This is a genomic window from Cellvibrio japonicus Ueda107 (assembly GCF_000019225.1).
Taxonomy (GTDB): Bacteria; Pseudomonadota; Gammaproteobacteria; order Pseudomonadales; family Cellvibrionaceae; genus Cellvibrio; species Cellvibrio japonicus.
Map to the genome: position 1 here is coordinate 2,295,048 of NC_010995.1, position 18,978 is coordinate 2,314,025.

Consider the following 18,978-nt stretch of genomic DNA (forward strand, 5'->3'; position numbering starts at 1 on the left):
GTTTCCCCGTTAAATAGTCATTACAACGCGTAATGAGTCCAGGCGCACCTTGGCCAACCCCAGGAAGTGCTGGCTGGCCGCCAACCGCTCCTGCAAATACTGGATTTCTTCCTGGCGAACATTCGGGTTGACTTCCGCCAGTGCTTTCAGGCGATCTATTTCCGTATTCAGGTGTGTTGCCACTGCTGCCTTGGCATTTTCGATTAAGCCTGCCTGATTAGCCTGTGTCACCTGCTCTGCTTTATGGATGATCTCTGTCAATTGCGGACGCGCATGGCGCACCAACTCCTGCGCATTATTGCGCGGCACCTTTTGTACCAGCCTGGACAGTTGCGCCACGTTCAGCACAGCGGAAAGGTCCTTACCCTTATCGTCCAACAACACCCGTATGACTGATTGTGGGATAAAACGCGAAAGTTGCAACTCGGCCGGCGCCGGACAATGCAACACAAACAAAGCCTCAACCAGCAAATTACCGGGTTTCAACGGTGGCAACTTAAGGGTACAAAAGGCGGTATTGCCGAATTCACTCAACACAATCAGATCCTGGGCGCCGCGCACCAGCGGGTGCTCCCAGGTGAGGAATTGCATATCTTCACGCGATAGCGCTTGCTGGCGCTGATAGGTAATGGTGAGGCCCGACTCCGGCAAACCGGGAAATTGCTCAATACGCATATGGTCGCTCGGGTGCAATACCAGGCTGTGCTCCGAATGGCGATCCATATCAATGCCGAAGCAGTCAAATACCGATTCCATGTAATTGGCCAGTGCAGGATGCTGGTCATTATCGGCCAGGGCATCAACCAATTGCTGCGCCTGCTGTGGCTTGCATGAATTCAGCTCCAGCAAACGATCGCGCCCCTGCTGTAATTGTTCCAGCAGCGCCTGCGCATGTGCCCGCGTCGTCGACAAAAGCGCCTCAAATACCTGCGGCTCCTGTCCCACCAGCGCGGGCAGTAATTCATCGGCAAAACGACTATAGACCGCCTGGCCAATAGCACAGGTTTTTTCAAACGCATTCAACCCCTGGTGATACCAATCGAGCAATCTGGCCTGGGCAGTCCCCCTAAAGAAGGGAACATGGATATTGACGGTTCCCGTCTGGCCGATACGGTCGAGGCGACCAATACGCTGTTCCAATAAATCCGGGTTAATCGGCAAATCGAACAACACCAAATCCTGCGCAAACTGGAAGTTGCGCCCTTCACTGCCGATTTCTGAACAGATCAACACCTGGGCGCCCTCTTCCAGATCCGCAAAATACGCAGCGGATCGATCGCGTTCAATCAGGCTCATGTGTTCATGGAAGACACTGGTGAGGATTCCCTTACGCAAACGCAGGTATTCTTCGAGAGTTTGCGCCGTATCCGCACTGGCGCAAATCACCAGTACCTTCTTGCGTTTATTCTGCTTTAACCAATCTGCCAACCAGGTGACACGCCCGTCTTGTAACCACCAGTCAGCCTGGGTTTTGCTGTGCCAGAAGGTTTCCGCACGGATTTGCGCCACCAGCGGCTGATCGACAAAGGCCTGTTCATCATCCCCCAGATCCAGCGCGTAGCCATGCAACTGGCGCCCGGGAAAACCGCTAACCGAGTTGCGGGTATTGCGGAACAGCACCCGGCCGGTACCGTGGCGGTCCAGCAGGCAGGTAATCGCCGTATCCACGGCAGAGGCAAAGGAATCGCTGGCGATCTGCTGTTTCAACTGTACCAGGGTGCCCACCGGCAGATACCCCTTCAGGGCGCCAACCTGGCTATCACTCAATGTCCCGGCATCGGCATCCCGCGCTTGCAGAAGGTCCTGTACCAGATCATTCAATGGCTTATAGGATTGCTGCTCCGCCTTGAACGCGTCGAGATCGTAGTAACGATCCGGGTCCAGCAGGCGCAGGCGCGCGAAATGGCTTTCCAACCCTAATTGCTCGGGTGTTGCCGTCAGCAGCAACAATCCCCTGGCAACACGCGCCAAGCCTTCGATACAGGCATAGGCCGCACTGACATGGCCAGGGCTCCATTGCAGGTGATGGGCTTCATCCACCAGTAGTAAATCCCAGCCGGCAGCGACGGCTTGCTGGTAGCGAACAGGATTGTCCGTCAGGAAATCCAGTGAACAAAGCACTAGCTGGGCAGACTCAAAAGGATTTTCACTGTTTGCCCGGTGCTCGGTATCATCCTCAAAGTCATCGACATAATCGACAGACTCTTCCTGGCTATCCAAGCCAACCAGTGCATTGCAGCGCGCTTCATCCAACAGGGTAAACGACAGGTTGAAGCGGCGCAGCATTTCGACCAGCCATTGGTGCTGCAAGCTGGCGGGCACCACAATCAGGGCGCGCTTGATACGACCGCTCAGCAATTGCTGGTGCAACACCAAACCCGCTTCAATGGTTTTCCCCAGCCCCACCTCATCGGCCAATAACACACGGGGAGCATGGCGCTGGGCGACCTCACCGGCGATATACAACTGGTGCGGCAACAACTGGACGCGCGGGCCGGCAAGGCCAAAATAAGGGGAATGGCGATGCTGGTGTTGATAATGCAAGGTCTGGTAGCGCAGGAAAAAATGTTCATGTTTATCAATTTGGCCAGCAAAGAGACGCTCGCGTGGGGTGCTGAACTGCACAAAACTATCCAGTTCAAACTCGGGAATCGCAAACTCTTCCTGGTCTTTGGTCAGACCAACGTACATCAGGCAGCCTGCCTGCTCCACGATTTTGGTGATTTTGATGCGCGTACCGTCCTGGTGGCGCACTGTCTCACCAACCTCATACTTCACCCGACTCACCGGCGCATTGTCCAGGGCATAAGTGCGACGCTCACCGGCGGCAGGAAAGCTCAGGGTCAGGCGACGGTTGGCGACATCCAATACAATCCCCAGCCCCAAATCCACTTCTGCTTCGCTGATCCAACGTTGACCTATTACAAACTGCACCTTGCTCACTCAAATACCTGCTTCTATCTAATGGGTAGCCTGATCACCGCCTGTATCACAGGACACAGGAGAGATACCGCTCAAAGGGTGCGCATCATACTGTTTTAACGGGGTAATTCCAAAAATTTTGGCTGCTGATAAGGACAGATTTCTATAGAATCCGGGGACTTGGGCAATAAACACAGAGAGACCACATGCATATCAACAGCCTCGATCCGCAAGCCATCCAGCAACTCGATAACCTCATCGCCAAATGCGATTTTCTCCAGTTGCGCACCAGCAATGATGTCTATCCCCAGGCCCCCGGTAGTGGCTTACCCCTGATCTGTGTTGAAACCCCGCTCTGCTCTGCCGTTATCTCACTCCAGGGAGCCCATCTGCTCGAATACAAAACCACTGAGGGCGATCCCCTGTTATGGGTCAGCCCCAACTGCGACTTTAGCCCCGGCGCAGCGCTGCGCGGTGGCGTTCCCCTGTGCCTGCCCTGGTTTGGCGTTAATCGCGAAGATCCCAACAAACCCAAGCATGGTTTCGCGCGTAACAATTTCTGGCAACTGGCCGACGCCCGCATGCTGGCGGATGGCAGTGTGGAACTGGAGTTCCTGTTTGTCAGTGAGGGGCATTTGTTGTTTGCCTATGATTTCTCTGCCGAACTGCGCATGACCTTAGGCCAGAGTGCAAAATTGGAACTCACCATTAATAATACCGATGACGAAGATTTCGATTGCAGTTGGGCTATGCACAACTACTACCCCGTACACCAGCTTGCCGAAGTTCGTGTGGAGGGACTGGGCGGCCGAACCTATAAGGACAACCTGGAAGGCTATGCCGAAAAGCTACAAGCTGGCGATGTCCGCTTTCAGGAGCCGGTAGACAGGGTCTTCCCAGGCATCGACAACTCACTCAAGATTATCGGTTCCCCGTCGATTGCAATCACCCAGCATAATTGCCCCAGCGTCATTACCTGGAACCCAGGCGATGAAGCGGCGGCAAACATTGCGGACATTGGCGCAGGACAGGAACAGTTTTATATCTGCGTGGAGCGCGGCGCGGTATTGGATGAGCAATGGCACCTGCCTGCCGGCAGCAGCAAAAGCGCGTGGATGGAGTTCAAACAGGTTTAACCCAACCTGTAAAAAAACAAAGCCGCTGTTCGCGAGAGCAGCGGCTTTGTTTTTTAATGCCAGGAAAATTACGCTGGCAACAACTCTTTCACTGCATCGCGCTCTTCCTGCAATTCTTTTTCAGTTGCAGTCATTTTTGCGCGCGAAAATTCGTTGATATCCAGGCCTTGCACAATTTCCCAGTCGCCGTTTTTGCATACACAAGGGAAAGAATAAATCAGGCCTTTTTCAATGCCGTAAGAACCATCGCTGTAAACACCCATGCTCACCCAATCGTTTGCTGGAGTACCCAGGGCCCAATCGCGGATGTGGTTGATTGCAGCGTTAGCGGCAGATGCGGCTGAAGAAGCACCGCGTGCAGCGATAATGGCAGCACCGCGTTGTTGTACGGTGGGGATGTAGTCACTTTCGTACCAGGCTTGGTCCACCAGGCTCAGTGCTGGCTTGCCATCTACCAGGGTGTTGTGCAGGTCAGGATACTGGGTAGAGGAGTGATTACCCCAAATCAGCGCCTTAGTGATGTTGTTGATGCTGGTACCGGTTTTGGTAGCCAGTTGTGACAGTGCACGGTTGTGATCCAGGCGGGTCATGGCAGTGAACTGGCGTGGGCTGATGTCCGGGGCATTGCGCTGGGCAATCAGGGCATTGGTGTTGGCAGGGTTACCGACTACCAGCACTTTAATGTTTTTGGACGCATGATCATTGATGGCCTTACCCTGTACAGAGAAGATGGCGGCGTTAGCAGCCAGCAGGTCTTTACGCTCCATGCCCGGGCCGCGTGGACGCGCGCCCACCAGCAATGCGTAATCAGAATCTTTGAAGGCAACTGACGGATCGTCAGTAGTAACAATGCCGGCCAGCAGCGGGAAAGCACAGTCGTCCAGCTCCATAGCCACGCCTTGCAGCGCTTTGAGGGCCGGGGTGATTTCCAGTAATTGCAGGATTACTGGTTGATCTTTGCCCAACATATCGCCAGCAGCGATACGGAACAGAAGCGAATAGCTGATTTGACCAGCGGCGCCAGTGACGGTAACTCTTACAGGTGCTTTCACAGTGTGACTCCATTTAGGTGTATGGGACTGAACAAGGGCAGACAGCTCTCGATTATCACTTGCCAATCAGGTTCAGCATTAAAACATTGTTCTATCTGATTGATTCGCAAACACAAACTGACCAGGCATTCAGGATGAAAAATGTCTCTCAGCGGTGTAGAAGAGCCGTATGGCCGGCATTTTGTGCCTTGGGCGGGCAAGCATTATAGAGATTTATCGGGAAATTACACCCTCTTGAAAACTTTTGGCCGCTGCCAGCGATATAGGCCCGACACCTAAATACAAGTACACCAGTATCGCGGTCCATTGCCAAATCTGACCTATACTGGTTGTCAGCCCACCACCCCTGGGCCCTAACCTTCATAAACCATAATAATTTGGGTCAGCCAATGTCGATGGAAGCCTTTTTGCTGGCGGCACTTGCCGATAACTCACCCGACCTTATCTATGCCAAAGACACCCGGGGACGCTTTATTTTCCTCAACAAAACCCTTATGGCAGTGATGGGAGCGCAGGACCTGCAAGATGTTCTCGGCAAAACCGATTTTGATTTCAATACGCCCGACAACGCACAAAATTACTATCAGGATGACCAAACTGTTATCCAATCTGGCCAACCACTGATCAATCGCGAAGAACCTGTTGTCGACCGACAAAGCGGTCGTATCCGTTGGTTGCTAACCAGTAAATTCCCGGTTTTTAACGACACAGGTAAGACCATAGGCCTGGTGGGTATAGGGCGCGACATTACTGAACGCAAGCAATCGGAAGAGCAAATCCAATATCTGGCAACGCACGATAGCCTGACTGCCCTGCCCAACCGTTTTATGTTCAGCAAGCTGCTGGCGGTTGCAATTGAGTCGGCGCGTCGCCACCAACGCCAATTAGCGGTCTTGTTTATTGACCTTGATCGTTTCAAAAATATCAACGACACCCTGGGGCACGATGCTGGCGACCAGTTGTTAATTACCATGGCCAATCGCTTCCGCACCTGCTTGCGCACCAGTGATATTGTGGGGCGCCTGGGGGGTGATGAATTTGTCATCCTGTTACCGGAACTGGAAAGCCACGACCAGGCTGCCAGGGTCGCCCAGAAAATCCTCAGTGCCGCTATACAGCCTTTGGATGTTCACGGACAGGAGTGCCGGGTTACCGCCAGCATTGGTATTTGCCTTTACCCTGAGGATGCCGAGGATGAGCAAGCCCTGATGAAAAATGCAGACATCGCTATGTACAGGGCCAAAGAAGAAGGTAAAAACAACTACCAGTTTTACTCACCTGACCTCAAGGTTCGCTCACTGGAGCGCTTGATGCTTGAAAACAATCTGCGCAAAGCACTGGAGCGCCATGAGTTTTTCCTGCACTACCAGGCAAAGCGCAACCTCAAGACGGGCAAGATCGCAGGTGTCGAAGCCCTGGTGCGCTGGCAACATCCCGAGCTGGGCACCATTTCCCCGGCACACTTTATTCCGCTGGCTGAGGAAACCGGCTTGATTGTCCATCTGGGGCGCTGGGTATTAAGGGCGGCCTGTACCCAGGGAGTTATCTGGCAACAGCAGGGATTACCCCCCATTTGTATCGCAGTGAACTTATCAGCACGCCAATTTTTTGATGATAACCTGATTAATGACATCGCCAACGCACTGCGTGAATCAGGCCTGGCCCCTGAGCTTTTGGAAATGGAAATAACCGAGGGCATGATTATGCAGGACGCTGAACGCGCCATCCGCATCCTAACGGGCATCAAAGCACTAGGCGTCAGATTGGCGATTGATGATTTTGGTGTGGGTTATTCATCCCTTGCGCACATCAAGCGCTTCCCGATAGATACGCTGAAAGTGGATAGCTCGTTTATCCGTGACATCCCGGCTAACCGTGAAGACCGGGCCATCACCGAAGCCATTATTGCCATGGGCAAGACCCTGAGCCTGACCGTGATTGCCGAAGGCGTCGAAACACAGGAGCAGGAAAATTTCCTGCGCGACAGTGCCTGCGACCAGACCCAGGGATACTATTTCAGTAAACCGGTCAGCCCGGAGGAATTTACCCGATTTATGCTAGCGCACATGGTAGAGGCGATGGTTTGCTCCCCACCGGAAAAACAATTCACCCATTAATTGATATAACGTTGTTTCAACTCCAGGTAGAGCGCATCCTTAAAATCTGCCCGGCTGGCGTCCAACAATTTAACGGCATCCACTAAATGTTCGTTGTCTTCGCGACCGTCCTGCCAATGCTTGCGATAGGTACCGTCTTTATAGCCATGATCCTGGCGGAAAAAATTCAATACATTTTTACCGACATAACCGCGATAAAGCTGGTCAAAACTCAGGGAAACCCCTGCCATCAGACGGGCGAACAGGCCTATATGAAATTGTTTATCGGCCAACGTCGCTGCTGCAAACTGCTCCAAATCCAGGCGAAAGTCTTGCTCGTCGGTTCGTATCACCAACTCGCGTTCAATGCGCGCAATAATCTCATCCAGTGATGCACCAGACTGTAAGAGAATACTTAAGCCAAAGTGCCAGATATCAATCAATTCCAGGGCTACCTGATCCGTATCCGGCGACTGTTTTTTCCACCACTTCCAACCATAGTGATCCATCAACTCGGCACACTCTACCCAAATAGCGCGATACCATTCATAACCTTGCTGGTGCCAATCGGCGTTCACCCTGGTGTTCATGCCATCCTGTAATTCGAGCATGATACGAATTTGTTGAGCCTGTGCAGACATGTGATATTCCCGCTACTAAAAGTTAAGAATAATGAAAGTTAATGAGGTAAATACTGTTCGGCCCGGGTAAACAGACGATAGAAATTGGTGGTGGTGATCTCTGCCAGCTGTTCCAGTGGCATACCGCGCAAATCGGCAATAAACTGTGCGACTTCACGCACATACTTGGGCTCGTTGGGTTTGCCGCGATAGGGCACTGGCGCCAAATAGGGGGAATCGGTCTCCACCAACAAGCGATCCAGTGGCATCTGCTGTACTACCTCGCGAATCTGCTCGGCATTTTTAAAGGTCACTATGCCGGAGATAGAAATGTAGTAATTCAAATCCAGCGCCGCCCTGGCCATTGCCCAATCCTCGGTAAAGCAATGCAGGACGCCGCTGTGTTCCAGGCTGCCGTGTTCGCGAATCAGCGCCAGGGTATCTGCCCTCGCCTCGCGGGTATGGACAACAATCGGCAAGCCAACTTCTTTACCAACGTGCAAATGCATGGCAAAGCTCTCGTGTTGCAATGCCTTGCTTTCGGTTTCGTAGTGATAATCCAGCCCGGTCTCCCCCAGGGCAACCACCTTGGGTTGTGCCGCCCAGGTTTTTAGTTGCTCAACACTGGCAGTCCCCTCTTTGACATCACAGGGATGTACACCCACAGAGGCGACAACCCCGGGATAGCGTCGGGCAATATCGATAACTGTAGGGATATTTTCCAGACTGATACCAATACACAGCATCTGCTGGATACCCCGTGCATGGGCAGCGGCCACAGCTTCATCCAGGTTGCCGTCGTAGGCGGCCAGGTTCAATCGATCGAGGTGACAATGGGAATCAACAATCATCTGTGTTAACAACTCTTCAGGACTTGTTTAATAACCAGTAAAACGCCAACCCTGCCAAGGCCAAAAACAGGAGCATAGGCCCCAGACTGACTGGCCCGGCCTTAGGGTGTGAGTCCACGATTGACGCTGCATAAGCATCCACCTGCTCCCTGGCATCTTTCAAACTAATGCCCTGCTGCTCGTGCAAGAGTTTGACCGCATGGATTTTCTGGTTGGCGTGGATCAATGCCTTAACGTCGGGTGATAGCTTCATAACAACTCCTTTGGAAGACTCCCCACAAATAACAAAGCCAGGTATAACCTGGCTTTGCAGCAATATCGCAAGGGTGTGAATTATTACATGGTATGTGTCGGCTTGTCAGAATTGAGCATGCCTGCCAGGTAATTCTCAATCTTGCTCACAGCAATGTTGTCCTGATCGCTAAATTGTACGCCGATGCCGGCCGCGCGATTGCCTTGGGCTCCCTTTGGAGTAACCCATACGACCTTACCCGCTACCGGGATTTTCTCCGGTTCGTCCATCAGGCTCAACAGCATGAACACTTCATCGCCCAGCTTATAGTTTTTGCTGGTGGGGATAAAAAGCCCGCCGTTGGTCACAAACGGCATATAGGCGGCGTAGAGCACAGCCTTATCCTTGATGGTGAGCGAAAGGATACCGTTACGGGCGCCACCGCCAATTGCTTGCATGGGAAGTCCTGTGTCATGAAATTCGAAAAAGAATCACTGCGAAGGTAAACCGAGGCGCAGACACTAATAGATTAGACCAGCAGTGTCCAGACGCCAGCCCAGCCAGGCCTCAATCCTGTGAAAGGCATCGCTCAGCCCGCGCGACGCCGGGGTGGCCGTAACACCACACCCCAATCGAGTAACAGCTCTTCCCACAATAATTGCTTGTTGGGGTTGGCACCACTCAGCAACAACCGTTTGGCATGCAGTACCTTTTCCAGATAGCGATGCAACAGGGAAAGTTCTACCCCCTGCAGGCGCTCACGCAATTCAGTGGGCCAACGCTGTGCCTGGGGATCATCCACACCGGCGCGCCAGCGCGCCAGGGTATGGAGAAACCCCAAGAACCATTCCATCAACCCCGGTGCATCACCGGTATGCCAGTTGGCTGCCAACTCAATGGCCGACAGCTGCCCAAGGCTCATGCGGGTCAATTGCTGCAACTGCTGCTCGCGCTGCTCCAGGGCATCCCCCTCTAACAGGGACAAGGCGATCAGCGGCGCACCGCGCGCCGCCGACAGTAATTCATCGGCGGGAATATCACGCCCAACCAGCAGGGGCGATAACCAGCGCACGACTTGCTCCTGGCGCGGCATGGCCATGGCGCGCAATTGGCAGCGACTGCGAATAGTGGGGAGGACTGCACTGGGTGTATGGGAAACCAGGATTAACAAGGTATTGGCTGCAGGCTCTTCCAATGACTTTAACAGGGCATTGGCCGCATTGGTGTTCATCGCTTCGGCAGGCTCAAGCACCACCACTTTATAGCCGGATAACTGCGCCGTTTTACCCAGGGCATCCGTCAACTCCCGCACCTGATCGACCTTGATTGCCTTGCCGGCTTCCTCAGGCTCAAGCCACAGTAAGTCCGGGTGGGTAGCCGCCTTGTTAAGTTCACAGCCACGACACTGGCCGCAAGCGCCACCCTCGCGCGGAGCCTGGCATAACAGCAGCTGCGCCAGGGCCTCGGCAAAATGACGCTTACCGATTCCCCGGGGCCCCGCCAACATCAGGGCATGGGGTAACTTACGCGCAGCAATCAACTGCGCCAGCTGTTGCCACTCACCCAATTGCCAGGGATAGAGATGTCGGGGGAAATCGCTCATGGGTCAGGAGTCCATAATCAAAATGACCGTCAGCTTACCAATCCGGGGCGATATTTGCGATAATCCGCGCCCTTGCAAAAAACGACCGCCCAGAGCCAATGACCAACGCCCCACTCGATATCCTCCACCTTGACGATGACCTGCTCATTGCCAATAAACCCTCGGGCCTACTCACCGTTCCCGGCAAGGGGCCGGAAAACCAGCATTGCCTCTACAAGCAAGCCCTGGCATTTAATCCCAATGCGCGGATTGTCCACCGCCTGGATCAGGCAACCTCCGGCATTGTGATGTTCCCCCTTAATTACCCTTGCCTTAAGCAGTTGACCCACCAGTTCGAGGCGCGCGCTATCCACAAGCGTTACCTGGCAGTCGTACACGGTTTGGTTGGGCAGGACGAGGGTGAAGTCACCCTCCCCCTGATTTGCGATTGGCCTAATCGGCCCAGGCAAAAGGTGTGCTTCGAACACGGCAAATCGGCCCATACACGCTATAAGGTCATCCACCGCGATCAAGGCTTACAACAGACCCGCCTGGAGTTGGAACCGGTAAGCGGCCGCACCCATCAATTGCGGGTACATATGCTCAGCCTCGGCCATCCTATTTTGGGTGATAGGCTTTACGCCCCTGACGAGATTATTGCCCAAGCCCCTCGCCTTTTGTTACACGCGCAGGAGCTTTGGTTAAACCACCCGATTTCCGCCCAGCCCTTGCATATTAAGGCGCCAGCCTGCTTTTAATGTCACACATCGGCAAAATCCCTCTTGTTAAAACCTAAAATAAGCGGCACTCAATAAATTTATAAATAAATCGTCTATAGCCAAAATGAGTTATTGCCTAAACTCATAACGACTCGCCAGAATGGCCAGGTAATTCACATAATCAGTTACAAAAAATCTATTAGCGTCCAGGAGAGCTCCATGAAGAAAACCCTTATTAGCCTTGCTCTGCTAGCAACCAGCGGCAGTGTTTTGGCAACCGAGCTGTATAACGGTCGCCTGAGTGGTATGGCCGGTGCCGGTTATGTTACTGGCGGCTACAGCGATGGCGTCTTACTCAACCCCAGCCTTGTCGCCAGTCATGGCGCCAAAGATGACTTTGCGCTGGTGATTAATGCCGGCGCCTTGGGTTCCGACAAAGATGACTTAATTGACGGTTTGGATGATTTGGTGGACTTCACCGACTATCTGCAATCAGCCACCAACCTGACCGAAGCGGATGCTGATGAACTCAAACGTTTGATGGCCAATGTCGACGATAAAACCCTGGGCGCCACCTTCGGTGCCAGCACGGTTCTGGCAATCCCCAACAGCATCATTTCCGCCGCCCTGATCCTCAAGGCCACCGGGACTGTAGGCCTGCTGGCCAATATCGACGATAGCGATTACGAGCTGATCGATGATCGCACTAACACAAATTTCGACCCCGAAGACCTGCAATCTTCCGTGATTGGTCGCGGTGTGGTGGTTAAAGAGCTGGGCGTGGCACTCGCCAAAAACGTTTCCCCCAGTGATGATTACCAACTGCTGGTTGGCATTACCCCCAAGCGCATCGAAGTCGACACCATTGTCTATGAAGCCACAGTTGCTGATTATGACGAAGACGACCTCGATGCGGATGACTACACCATTACAGGTAAAACCAGTGGCTTGGATGCCGGTATCACCTACATTAAAGGCAACCTGCGCTATGGCTTGACCATCAGTAACCTGAGCAGTAAGAAATTCAAATCCATTGCCGAAGGCGAGACCTTTGAACTGGCGACCCGCACTACCGCCGCTATTGGTTACACTGGCGACTGGTATAAGGCGGAGGCGTCTGTAGACCTGGATGCGGTTCCTACCTTTGGCCTGGGTGGCGATACCCAGATTTTCCGTGCGGGCGTGGAGGTATCTCCCCTGAGCTGGTTGCAGCTGCGTGCCGGTATACAGCGCGATCTGGAAGATACGCTGCCGGATGCCTACTCAGTCGGTATCGGATTCTCGCCCTTTAATGTGATCAATATTGATCTGGCAGGCTACAGCGGCTCAGACGAAACCGTTGGCGGTGCCGTACAGTTGGGCCTGCGCTTCTAAAATATACACCCCATAAAAAACGCACGCTTGTCTTGGCAACCGTGCGTTTTTTATGCTCGACATTATTTAGCCACGCCCAGCTCACGCCTGAATCAGTTGCTCCAATCGCGCTGCAATATCCTGTTGTACCCGCTCAAGGGACTGCCCCGCATCAATCAGCGTATAGCGCTCCGGAGCCATAGCAGCACGCGAATGGTATGCAGCCCTCACCCGTTCAAAAAATGCCAGGCTTTCACTTTCGAAGCGATCCAGCTCAGCACGCTGGCTTGCGCGCTCCAGCCCTTTCTGCACATCAATATCCAACACCAGGGTCAAATCGGGACGCAATTGCTGCTGCACCAGGTTCTCCAGTTGTTCGATAATCGCCAGGCTCAAACCTCGTCCCCCGCCCTGGTAAGCATAGGTAGCATCGGTAAACCGATCACTCAATACCCAGGCGCCACGCGCCAGTGCAGGTTTAATCACTTGCGCCAAATGCTGGGCTCGCGCGGCGAATACCAGTAACAACTCTGCCGTTTCATCCACGGGCTCTGTACGTTTAGCGAGCAGCAGGTTGCGGATTTCCTCTGCCAAGGGGGTCCCGCCCGGCTCGCGGGTGACTATTAATTCGATGCCGCGCGCTTCCAGCCAAGCGCGTACAAAAGCCAGATTGGTGCTTTTTCCAACACCTTCGGTGCCTTCCATGGTGAGAAATTTGCCAGATTGCATAAAGGGATAACTCAATCAAAAAATTTAATCGGATGACAGATTCCTTCACCCTCGGGGAGCGCGTATCATACCCGCTTTTTCATCCAGGGAGCTTTGCCCATGATTACCTTGCACACCAATTACGGCGACATCACTATCGAATTGGACGTCGAAAAAGCGCCGAAAACCTCAGCCAACTTCAAGCAATATGCGGAAGAAGGCTTTTACGATGGCACCATCTTTCACCGTGTTATTGATGGTTTCATGATTCAAGGGGGCGGGTTTACTGAAGACTTCGATCAAAAAACCACCCGCGAAGCCATTGAAAACGAGGCCGATAATGGCCTGCAAAACCTGACGGGCACAATTGCCATGGCTCGCACCAACGACCCGCACAGTGCAACGGCCCAGTTTTTTATCAATGTTAAAGACAACCACTTCCTCAACCACAGCGCTAAAACTTCATCCGGTTGGGGCTACTGTGTATTTGGTAAAGTCACGGCAGGTATGGACGTTGTTAATAAAATCAAAGGCGTAAAAACGGGCAGCAAGAGCTTCCATCAGGACGTACCTAAAGAAGCCGTGATTATCCAGAAGGTCAGCATCGCCTGATTCATGAACACCCTGTTCATTTCAGACCTGCACCTGCACTCCTCGCGCCCGCAGATCACGCGGGCGTTTTTCGACTTTCTCCGGCAACAAACCCACCACACCCAAGCGCTCTATATCCTCGGTGATTTTTTTGATGCCTGGATTGGCGATGACGATGATGATCCCCTGCCCAATGCAGTCGCTGAGCAATTGAAAAAGCTCAACAGTGCCGGTGTTGCCATATTCCTCATGCACGGTAATCGCGATTTTTTGCTGGGTAATAGTTACGCTCAACGCGCAGGAGCAACACTGATTGCAGAGGGGACGGTGATTGATCTCTATGGCCGCCCTGCACTCCTGTTACATGGCGATGATCTGTGCACACTCGACACAGACTATATGGCATTTCGCCAGCAAGTCCGCAACCCGGACTGGCAGGCTCAATTGCTGGCCCAGCCACTGGCAGCACGTCGCGCCCTGGCAGCCCAGTTGCGCGCGCAAAGCCAAGCCATAAACAATATGAAAGCTGAATCCATTATGGATGTGACACCCGACGAAGTGGTTCGGGTGATGGAAGAAGCGGGTGTGGATTTGCTGATCCACGGGCATACCCATCGCCCTGCACGTCACCCCTTAACCGTTCAGGGACGCCCTGCAGAGCGAATTGTCCTGGGTGACTGGCATCACCAGGGCTGGTGCCTGGACGCCAGCGCAACAGGGCTTGCCCTGCGCAACTGGGATATATAACCCCATAATTTCGCTGTTAGTTTGATTTGCTACTGGTAACCATTAGCAAACCACCCACAATCAGGAATGCCGGCCACCAGGTCCAGAGCGACAAATCCAGCAAAAATAACAATGCCAGCATCACAATTGCACCTGCCGCCACCAGTGAATTGGCAACAGCATTACCCCACCCGTTACGCCGGTATTGACTGATCGCTTGTTGTAAGGGGGCGATTGCCGCCAGCAAAATAAAAATGGCCCACCAGTTATGGAACTTCAAAAATGCAAAATCAACGCCCAGGTTACGCGCCAATAACAAGGCACCAATCGCCACAATAGCCAATCCCAAGGCCCAGTTGGAATTACTGCTTGGTGCAGGCTTCATCGGCGGTTGGTTTGAACTGTTATTAGATTCCTGGCTTTTTTCGGGTGTTGGTTGTTCACTCATGGTCATTTCCGTCATGATAAATGGGGCTGATAAACCCCTTGGACACCAAAGTCTAGTCGATTGGATTCACGCCGCCAGCACACCCGAATGAAAGCGAAACTCCACATCGGTTCCCTCAATCAACTGTTTTTCCAATGCCAAAAACTGCTGGATACGCTCAGAGAGATCCTTACCTTCTGCGGCGCGCTTGGCTAACTTGAGGTAATCCTCATAGTGGCGCGACTCCGACTTCAGCAAAGACAGGTAAAATTTTTGCAGTTCATCATCCAAATGTGGCGCTAATTTGGCAAAGCGCTCGCAAGAGCGCGCTTCGATAATCGCGCCCACGATAAGGGTATCGATATAACGCCCCGGCTCATGGGTACGCACCAACTTGCGCAATTCACCCGCATAGCGCCCCGGCGTGATCTGGTCATAGCTGACGCCCCTCGCCTCCATGATATCCATGACCTGCTCGTAATGACGCAGCTCTTCGCGCGCCAACCGCGACATTTTTTGCATCATGTCAAAATCGCCTACGTAGCGAAACATCAATGTCAGCGCGGTCGACGCTGCCTTTTTTTCACAATTGGCATGGTCGAGCAACAGCAACGCCTGGTTGTCCAGGGCATTTTTAATCCAGGCGTCTGGTGTTTCACACAATAAAAACTGGTGGATATGGGCAAGAGAGGTCATAACAGGGTTTCTTAATCTTTAGTATCAAGCATATCGGGAGTGACAAATACAGGCGAAATATAGCGCTCGTAATAAGCACAGGAAAGCGCGTAAAAATCTTTATCGATGGCATCGCGGATAGTCGACAATGGAACCTGGGTCCAACCGGGCTGTAAGGCCAGCCCGTAATCCCCCAGGTCATCAATCTGACTGGCACCAGCGCGCAACAGATCAAACACCCAGCAATAGGGATTTTGCTCAGGCTTAAACTGGATCTGCTGATGCTTGATTTGTGCTAACAATAATTTTTCGTCCACGACCTTCACCCTGTTTTGCACAATTTGGGCAAGAAAGGTTTCGAGGCGCTGGGCAATAATCAGCCGCTGCTCGTGGGTATAGGCATTCCAGTCAATCACTTCATGGGCAAAGCGCTTGCAACCACGACAGACACTGTCGCCAATGCCTGTCGAGCAAATACCAACGCAAGGTGTTTTTACAGGTTTAAATAACGACATACCAATTTAGTGGGCAATGGGTGAATCCAGAAATTCATAAAACGCCAAGGCAACGCCATTCGTCCAACCAAAACCATCCTGGTTGGGATAATTACCGCCACCGGCTTTGACATGGGTATCCACCACATTATATTTTTCCATCATTTTTCCCTCCTCGCGATAGACACGCTCATTCAAGGCTAACCAACGACGGGCAATATCGCGCGCAAGGGTGTCATAGCCATAGTGGGCCAAGCCCTCTACTGCTACGTATTGCAAGGGTGCCCATCCATTCGGGTAATCCCATTGCTCCCCGGACTGGCGGAGGCTGGTCACCAAGCCACCGGGCTTTAAAAATTGTTGCTCCAGTACTTTGACAACCCCAAGGGCATTGTCAGGACCAGCCACCCCAAAAAACAATGGGAACAGCATTGCCAGGGACAACTGTCCCGTATGGCTCGCAGCAACGTAATTGTAATCCTGGTAGGTTCCCGTCACAGGGTCGAAATGGTACTGCTCAATCAATTGCTGGCGCCGTACAGCCCGCGTGCGATAGAACGCCGATTTGGCTTGATCCTGTCGGTGCTCGTACATCCGGGCAAGCGTGATCTCCATGGAGTACATCAAGCTACTCAAATCAACCGGGATAATTTCATGGGTATTAATACTGGCCTTGGATTGGCCATCAGCAAACCAGCGGCTGCTAAAGTCCCACCCGGATTCACACGCCGCACGCAAATCGCGGAAAAATTGCGCCTTATCCTGAACCTGATATTGCTCAGCCCAGAGATACTCCTTGTTGTAAGCCTCGGCGCGCGGCTCACTGCGGCTGCCATAATAGCGATTTAAAAAATCGCCATTGGCCAGGGTTACCAAATGCTTCCCTTCTTTTCCCGCGTCCAACTCACCGGATTGACCATCCATCCAGAAGCGATACTCCCGCTCCAGCAAAGGCAGGTATCCAATGACAGACTCCATACCATGTTTGTTGGCGTAAAGTTGTAAGCTGGCGGCAAAAAATGGCGGCTGGGAGCGTCCCAGGAAATAGGTGCGATTGCCGTTGGGAATATAGCCATAGCGATCAATCAAATAAGCGAAATTATCGATCATTTGCTTAGCCAGGGTATCTCTACCGGAAGCCATAAGGCCAACGAGCGTGAAATAGGAGTCCCAATAAAACATCTCACGAAAACGCCCACCGGGGACAACATAAGGCTGCGGCAAGGGGATTAATGTGGAGGAGCGCTCATCCGCTGAAGCTTCGCGCACCAACGCATCCCAATGATGCTGCAAATGCTCACGCAGGGGACGACTGACATCAACATTTATCGCCGGTAAAGGGTCTGGCAGACGGAAATGGGATGCCACAAACGCGGCCATATCAAAAGACTCCTCGCCTGCCGAACGCCGATAATCCGCCAAAATATCTGCCGGCGGAAACAGCGGCGTCGCATCGACAAAGGTCTTGGAATCCGGATAAAGCTTTTCCATTTGTACCCGCACAAACAACTCTTCCAAATCGCGATCCGGCTGGTAATCAACTGTCTCCGCTATTTGTAAATTTTCTGCAGGGGTTTCCGGGTGATATGCCGGTGATTTGCGCTCGCATGCCACCAATACCAGGCAGAACGCGACTGGCATGATCCAATAGTTAGCCATGGTCACAGCCTCAGTATGGGGAGCCAGTCACGGACAGTTCCACCTTCCAAACAGCACCAGCACCTGTCAGATAGAGTGTCTTGCCTTCAGGACCACCAAAAGCAGCATTAGTGACATTGGCATCCGTTTTAATCAAGGCCAGCTGTTCACCGCTGGGGCTAAATACACGCAAACGCTGCGCGGTATGTTCCGTCACGTAAATATTGCCGTGGCAATCAACCGCCATACCATCGGGAATCACCAATCCTTCCACCAGGTTGTTACCTGCCTGGGGGTATCCATCCACCATGGGGTAAGCCCGCAGGATACCCTGCTCCCCACCGCCATTGACGTAGAGCACATCTTGCGCAGGTGAAAGTGAAATACCGTTGGGATTGCTGATGGTGTCGTCTACCAGGGTCACAGTGCCATCGAGATCAACGCGATACACACTGGTTTTTTCCTGCCCACCGGGCGCTGCATCGCGCTGGAAAGCCGGATCCGTAAAATACAGTGAGCCATCGTTGGCCAGTACCAAATCATTGGGACTATTGAACACATTGCCCTGATAAGCCTCAGCCACGGATGTACGCTCACCTGTCAGCAGGTTGAAACGAGACACACTTTTGTATTTATGGGTACCCGCCAATAAGTCGCCAGCCAGGTCCACGGCCAAACCATTACTGCCTGAATCCTCAATGACCGTAGTCAAGGTGCCATCCATATCAAGCTTTTGTACTCGCGATGGAAACCCCTGGGAAAATGTGAAATCCGAAAAATACAGCGCATTGCCAATCCACACAGGCCCCTCATAAAGGCCGGGCTCACTGCGCGTGCTATTGGCTGCGTCAATCCGTTGTGCAACCAGCTCGCCTTGCGGTGCGGCACCACAGGTAGAGTCTGCCGGAGAGACTGCAGCAGAGGGAGTGGAATCCGCCTTGTAATTATCAACCGGGGCCTGAACCTCGTCGCGCTGGCACCCTGAGAGTGCTACAACACACAAAATCGATACGCACAAGGACGTCAGGCGATAGTTTTTCCTTTGAAGTGTATTTTTCATGGAGTCCTCACTTTTTATTTGCCGATAGGAATGTTTTACGTCGGAAAATGATCAGTGGTTAATCATCGAGCACCAGCACTGTCATCCGCATTCAAG

19 protein-coding genes are annotated in these 18,978 nt (G+C 52.8%); 6 read left to right on the forward strand and 13 right to left on the reverse strand.

What is annotated here, in order from left to right:
* Positions 1-9: 9 nt before the first annotated feature.
* Positions 10-2,943: an RNA polymerase-associated protein RapA gene (gene rapA, locus CJA_RS09660; protein WP_012487590.1), complete on the reverse strand. Its 2,934-nt coding sequence runs from the start codon at positions 2,941-2,943 to the stop codon at positions 10-12.
* Between the two features lie 185 nt (positions 2,944-3,128).
* Between rapA and CJA_RS09665 the strand changes: the two genes are divergently transcribed.
* Positions 3,129-4,058 carry a D-hexose-6-phosphate mutarotase gene (locus CJA_RS09665; RefSeq protein ID WP_012487591.1) on the forward strand — a complete coding sequence of 310 codons (930 nt, stop codon included), beginning with the start codon at positions 3,129-3,131 and terminating at the stop codon, positions 4,056-4,058.
* Positions 4,059-4,126: 68 nt separating this feature from the next.
* On the opposite strand, the gene CJA_RS09670 is transcribed toward CJA_RS09665, so the two are convergent.
* Positions 4,127-5,110, reverse strand: a complete 984-nt coding sequence (locus CJA_RS09670; protein WP_012487592.1) for a malate dehydrogenase — start codon at positions 5,108-5,110, stop codon at positions 4,127-4,129.
* A gap of 395 nt (positions 5,111-5,505) precedes the next feature.
* Between CJA_RS09670 and CJA_RS09675 the strand changes: the two genes are divergently transcribed.
* On the forward strand, positions 5,506-7,227 hold the full coding sequence (locus CJA_RS09675; RefSeq protein ID WP_238526749.1) for a putative bifunctional diguanylate cyclase/phosphodiesterase: 1,722 nt from the start codon (positions 5,506-5,508) through the stop codon (positions 7,225-7,227).
* Here the strand turns inward: CJA_RS09675 and CJA_RS09680 are convergent.
* The 5 genes from CJA_RS09680 to CJA_RS09700 form a co-directional block, all read right to left on the reverse strand.
* A complete protein-coding gene (locus tag CJA_RS09680; RefSeq protein ID WP_012487594.1) occupies positions 7,224-7,847 on the reverse strand; it encodes a dUTP diphosphatase in 624 nt (207 codons plus the stop codon). The two genes, CJA_RS09675 and CJA_RS09680, sit on opposite strands and share 4 nt — an antisense overlap.
* 38 nt (positions 7,848-7,885) lie before the next feature.
* Entirely contained in the window at positions 7,886-8,677 is a 792-nt protein-coding gene (locus CJA_RS09685; RefSeq protein ID WP_041551423.1) for a TatD family hydrolase, read from the reverse strand.
* 16 nt (positions 8,678-8,693) lie between these two features.
* Positions 8,694-8,930 carry a hypothetical protein gene (locus tag CJA_RS09690; protein ID WP_041551425.1) on the reverse strand — a complete coding sequence of 79 codons (237 nt, stop codon included), beginning with the start codon at positions 8,928-8,930 and terminating at the stop codon, positions 8,694-8,696.
* An 83-nt stretch (positions 8,931-9,013) separates the two neighbouring features.
* Positions 9,014-9,367: a PilZ domain-containing protein gene (locus CJA_RS09695; protein ID WP_012487597.1), complete on the reverse strand. Its 354-nt coding sequence runs from the start codon at positions 9,365-9,367 to the stop codon at positions 9,014-9,016.
* A 131-nt stretch (positions 9,368-9,498) separates the two neighbouring features.
* Entirely contained in the window at positions 9,499-10,512 is a 1,014-nt protein-coding gene (locus tag CJA_RS09700) for a DNA polymerase III subunit delta' (RefSeq protein WP_012487598.1), read from the reverse strand.
* A gap of 98 nt (positions 10,513-10,610) precedes the next feature.
* Here CJA_RS09700 and CJA_RS09705 point away from each other — a divergent pair, with 98 nt between their 5' ends.
* Positions 10,611-11,249 carry a pseudouridine synthase gene (locus CJA_RS09705; RefSeq protein WP_012487600.1) on the forward strand — a complete coding sequence of 213 codons (639 nt, stop codon included), beginning with the start codon at positions 10,611-10,613 and terminating at the stop codon, positions 11,247-11,249.
* Positions 11,250-11,429: 180 nt separating this feature from the next.
* Complete coding sequence (locus CJA_RS09710; RefSeq protein ID WP_012487601.1) at positions 11,430-12,584, forward strand: conjugal transfer protein TraF; 1,155 nt, start codon at positions 11,430-11,432, stop codon at positions 12,582-12,584.
* Positions 12,585-12,665: 81 nt separating this feature from the next.
* On the opposite strand, the gene tmk is transcribed toward CJA_RS09710, so the two are convergent.
* Positions 12,666-13,292 (reverse strand): dTMP kinase, encoded by a 627-nt coding sequence (gene tmk, locus CJA_RS09715; RefSeq protein WP_041552208.1) that lies wholly within the window; start codon positions 13,290-13,292, stop codon positions 12,666-12,668.
* 99 nt (positions 13,293-13,391) lie between these two features.
* Between tmk and CJA_RS09720 the strand changes: the two genes are divergently transcribed.
* Positions 13,392-13,883: a peptidylprolyl isomerase gene (locus CJA_RS09720; RefSeq protein ID WP_012487603.1), complete on the forward strand. Its 492-nt coding sequence runs from the start codon at positions 13,392-13,394 to the stop codon at positions 13,881-13,883.
* Positions 13,884-13,886: 3 nt separating this feature from the next.
* Positions 13,887-14,609 carry a UDP-2,3-diacylglucosamine diphosphatase gene (locus CJA_RS09725; RefSeq protein WP_012487604.1) on the forward strand — a complete coding sequence of 241 codons (723 nt, stop codon included), beginning with the start codon at positions 13,887-13,889 and terminating at the stop codon, positions 14,607-14,609.
* A gap of 16 nt (positions 14,610-14,625) precedes the next feature.
* Here CJA_RS09725 and CJA_RS09730 read toward each other — a convergent pair whose 3' ends face one another.
* The 5 genes from CJA_RS09730 to CJA_RS09750 all read right to left on the reverse strand — a co-directional run bounded on the left by CJA_RS09730 (position 14,626) and on the right by CJA_RS09750 (position 18,882).
* A complete protein-coding gene (locus tag CJA_RS09730) occupies positions 14,626-15,036 on the reverse strand; it encodes a LiaF transmembrane domain-containing protein (protein ID WP_012487605.1) in 411 nt (136 codons plus the stop codon).
* A 66-nt stretch (positions 15,037-15,102) separates the two neighbouring features.
* The gene (locus CJA_RS09735; RefSeq protein ID WP_012487606.1) at positions 15,103-15,711 is read right to left on the reverse strand and encodes a MiaE family protein; all 609 of its coding nucleotides are present in this window, start codon (positions 15,709-15,711) and stop codon (positions 15,103-15,105) included.
* Positions 15,712-15,722: 11 nt separating this feature from the next.
* Entirely contained in the window at positions 15,723-16,205 is a 483-nt protein-coding gene (locus CJA_RS09740; RefSeq protein ID WP_012487607.1) for a DUF1289 domain-containing protein, read from the reverse strand.
* Between the two features lie 6 nt (positions 16,206-16,211).
* Positions 16,212-17,843 carry an alpha,alpha-trehalase TreF gene (gene treF, locus CJA_RS09745; protein ID WP_012487608.1) on the reverse strand — a complete coding sequence of 544 codons (1,632 nt, stop codon included), beginning with the start codon at positions 17,841-17,843 and terminating at the stop codon, positions 16,212-16,214.
* Positions 17,844-17,853: 10 nt separating this feature from the next.
* Positions 17,854-18,882 carry an SMP-30/gluconolactonase/LRE family protein gene (locus CJA_RS09750; protein WP_012487609.1) on the reverse strand — a complete coding sequence of 343 codons (1,029 nt, stop codon included), beginning with the start codon at positions 18,880-18,882 and terminating at the stop codon, positions 17,854-17,856.
* Positions 18,883-18,978 lie beyond the last annotated feature (96 nt).

Bases quoted from the DNA above. Each gene is read 5' to 3' on its own strand.
- CJA_RS09665 (WP_012487591.1), top strand. From the start codon at position 3,129: ATGCATATCAACAGCCTCGATCCGCAAGCCATCCAGCAACTCGATAAC.
- CJA_RS09675 (WP_238526749.1), top strand. From the start codon at position 5,506: ATGGAAGCCTTTTTGCTGGCGGCACTTGCCGATAACTCACCCGACCTT.
- CJA_RS09680 (WP_012487594.1), bottom strand. From the start codon at position 7,847: ATGTCTGCACAGGCTCAACAAATTCGTATCATGCTCGAATTACAGGAT.
- CJA_RS09685 (WP_041551423.1), bottom strand. From the start codon at position 8,677: ATGATTGTTGATTCCCATTGTCACCTCGATCGATTGAACCTGGCCGCC.
- CJA_RS09690 (WP_041551425.1), bottom strand. From the start codon at position 8,930: ATGAAGCTATCACCCGACGTTAAGGCATTGATCCACGCCAACCAGAAA.
- CJA_RS09695 (WP_012487597.1), bottom strand. From the start codon at position 9,367: ATGCAAGCAATTGGCGGTGGCGCCCGTAACGGTATCCTTTCGCTCACC.
- CJA_RS09700 (WP_012487598.1), bottom strand. From the start codon at position 10,512: ATGAGCGATTTCCCCCGACATCTCTATCCCTGGCAATTGGGTGAGTGG.
- CJA_RS09705 (WP_012487600.1), top strand. From the start codon at position 10,611: ATGACCAACGCCCCACTCGATATCCTCCACCTTGACGATGACCTGCTC.
- CJA_RS09710 (WP_012487601.1), top strand. From the start codon at position 11,430: ATGAAGAAAACCCTTATTAGCCTTGCTCTGCTAGCAACCAGCGGCAGT.
- tmk (WP_041552208.1), bottom strand. From the start codon at position 13,292: ATGCAATCTGGCAAATTTCTCACCATGGAAGGCACCGAAGGTGTTGGA.
- CJA_RS09720 (WP_012487603.1), top strand. From the start codon at position 13,392: ATGATTACCTTGCACACCAATTACGGCGACATCACTATCGAATTGGAC.
- CJA_RS09725 (WP_012487604.1), top strand. From the start codon at position 13,887: ATGAACACCCTGTTCATTTCAGACCTGCACCTGCACTCCTCGCGCCCG.
- CJA_RS09730 (WP_012487605.1), bottom strand. From the start codon at position 15,036: ATGAGTGAACAACCAACACCCGAAAAAAGCCAGGAATCTAATAACAGT.
- CJA_RS09735 (WP_012487606.1), bottom strand. From the start codon at position 15,711: ATGACCTCTCTTGCCCATATCCACCAGTTTTTATTGTGTGAAACACCA.
- CJA_RS09740 (WP_012487607.1), bottom strand. From the start codon at position 16,205: ATGTCGTTATTTAAACCTGTAAAAACACCTTGCGTTGGTATTTGCTCG.
- treF (WP_012487608.1), bottom strand. From the start codon at position 17,843: ATGGCTAACTATTGGATCATGCCAGTCGCGTTCTGCCTGGTATTGGTG.
- CJA_RS09750 (WP_012487609.1), bottom strand. From the start codon at position 18,882: ATGAAAAATACACTTCAAAGGAAAAACTATCGCCTGACGTCCTTGTGC.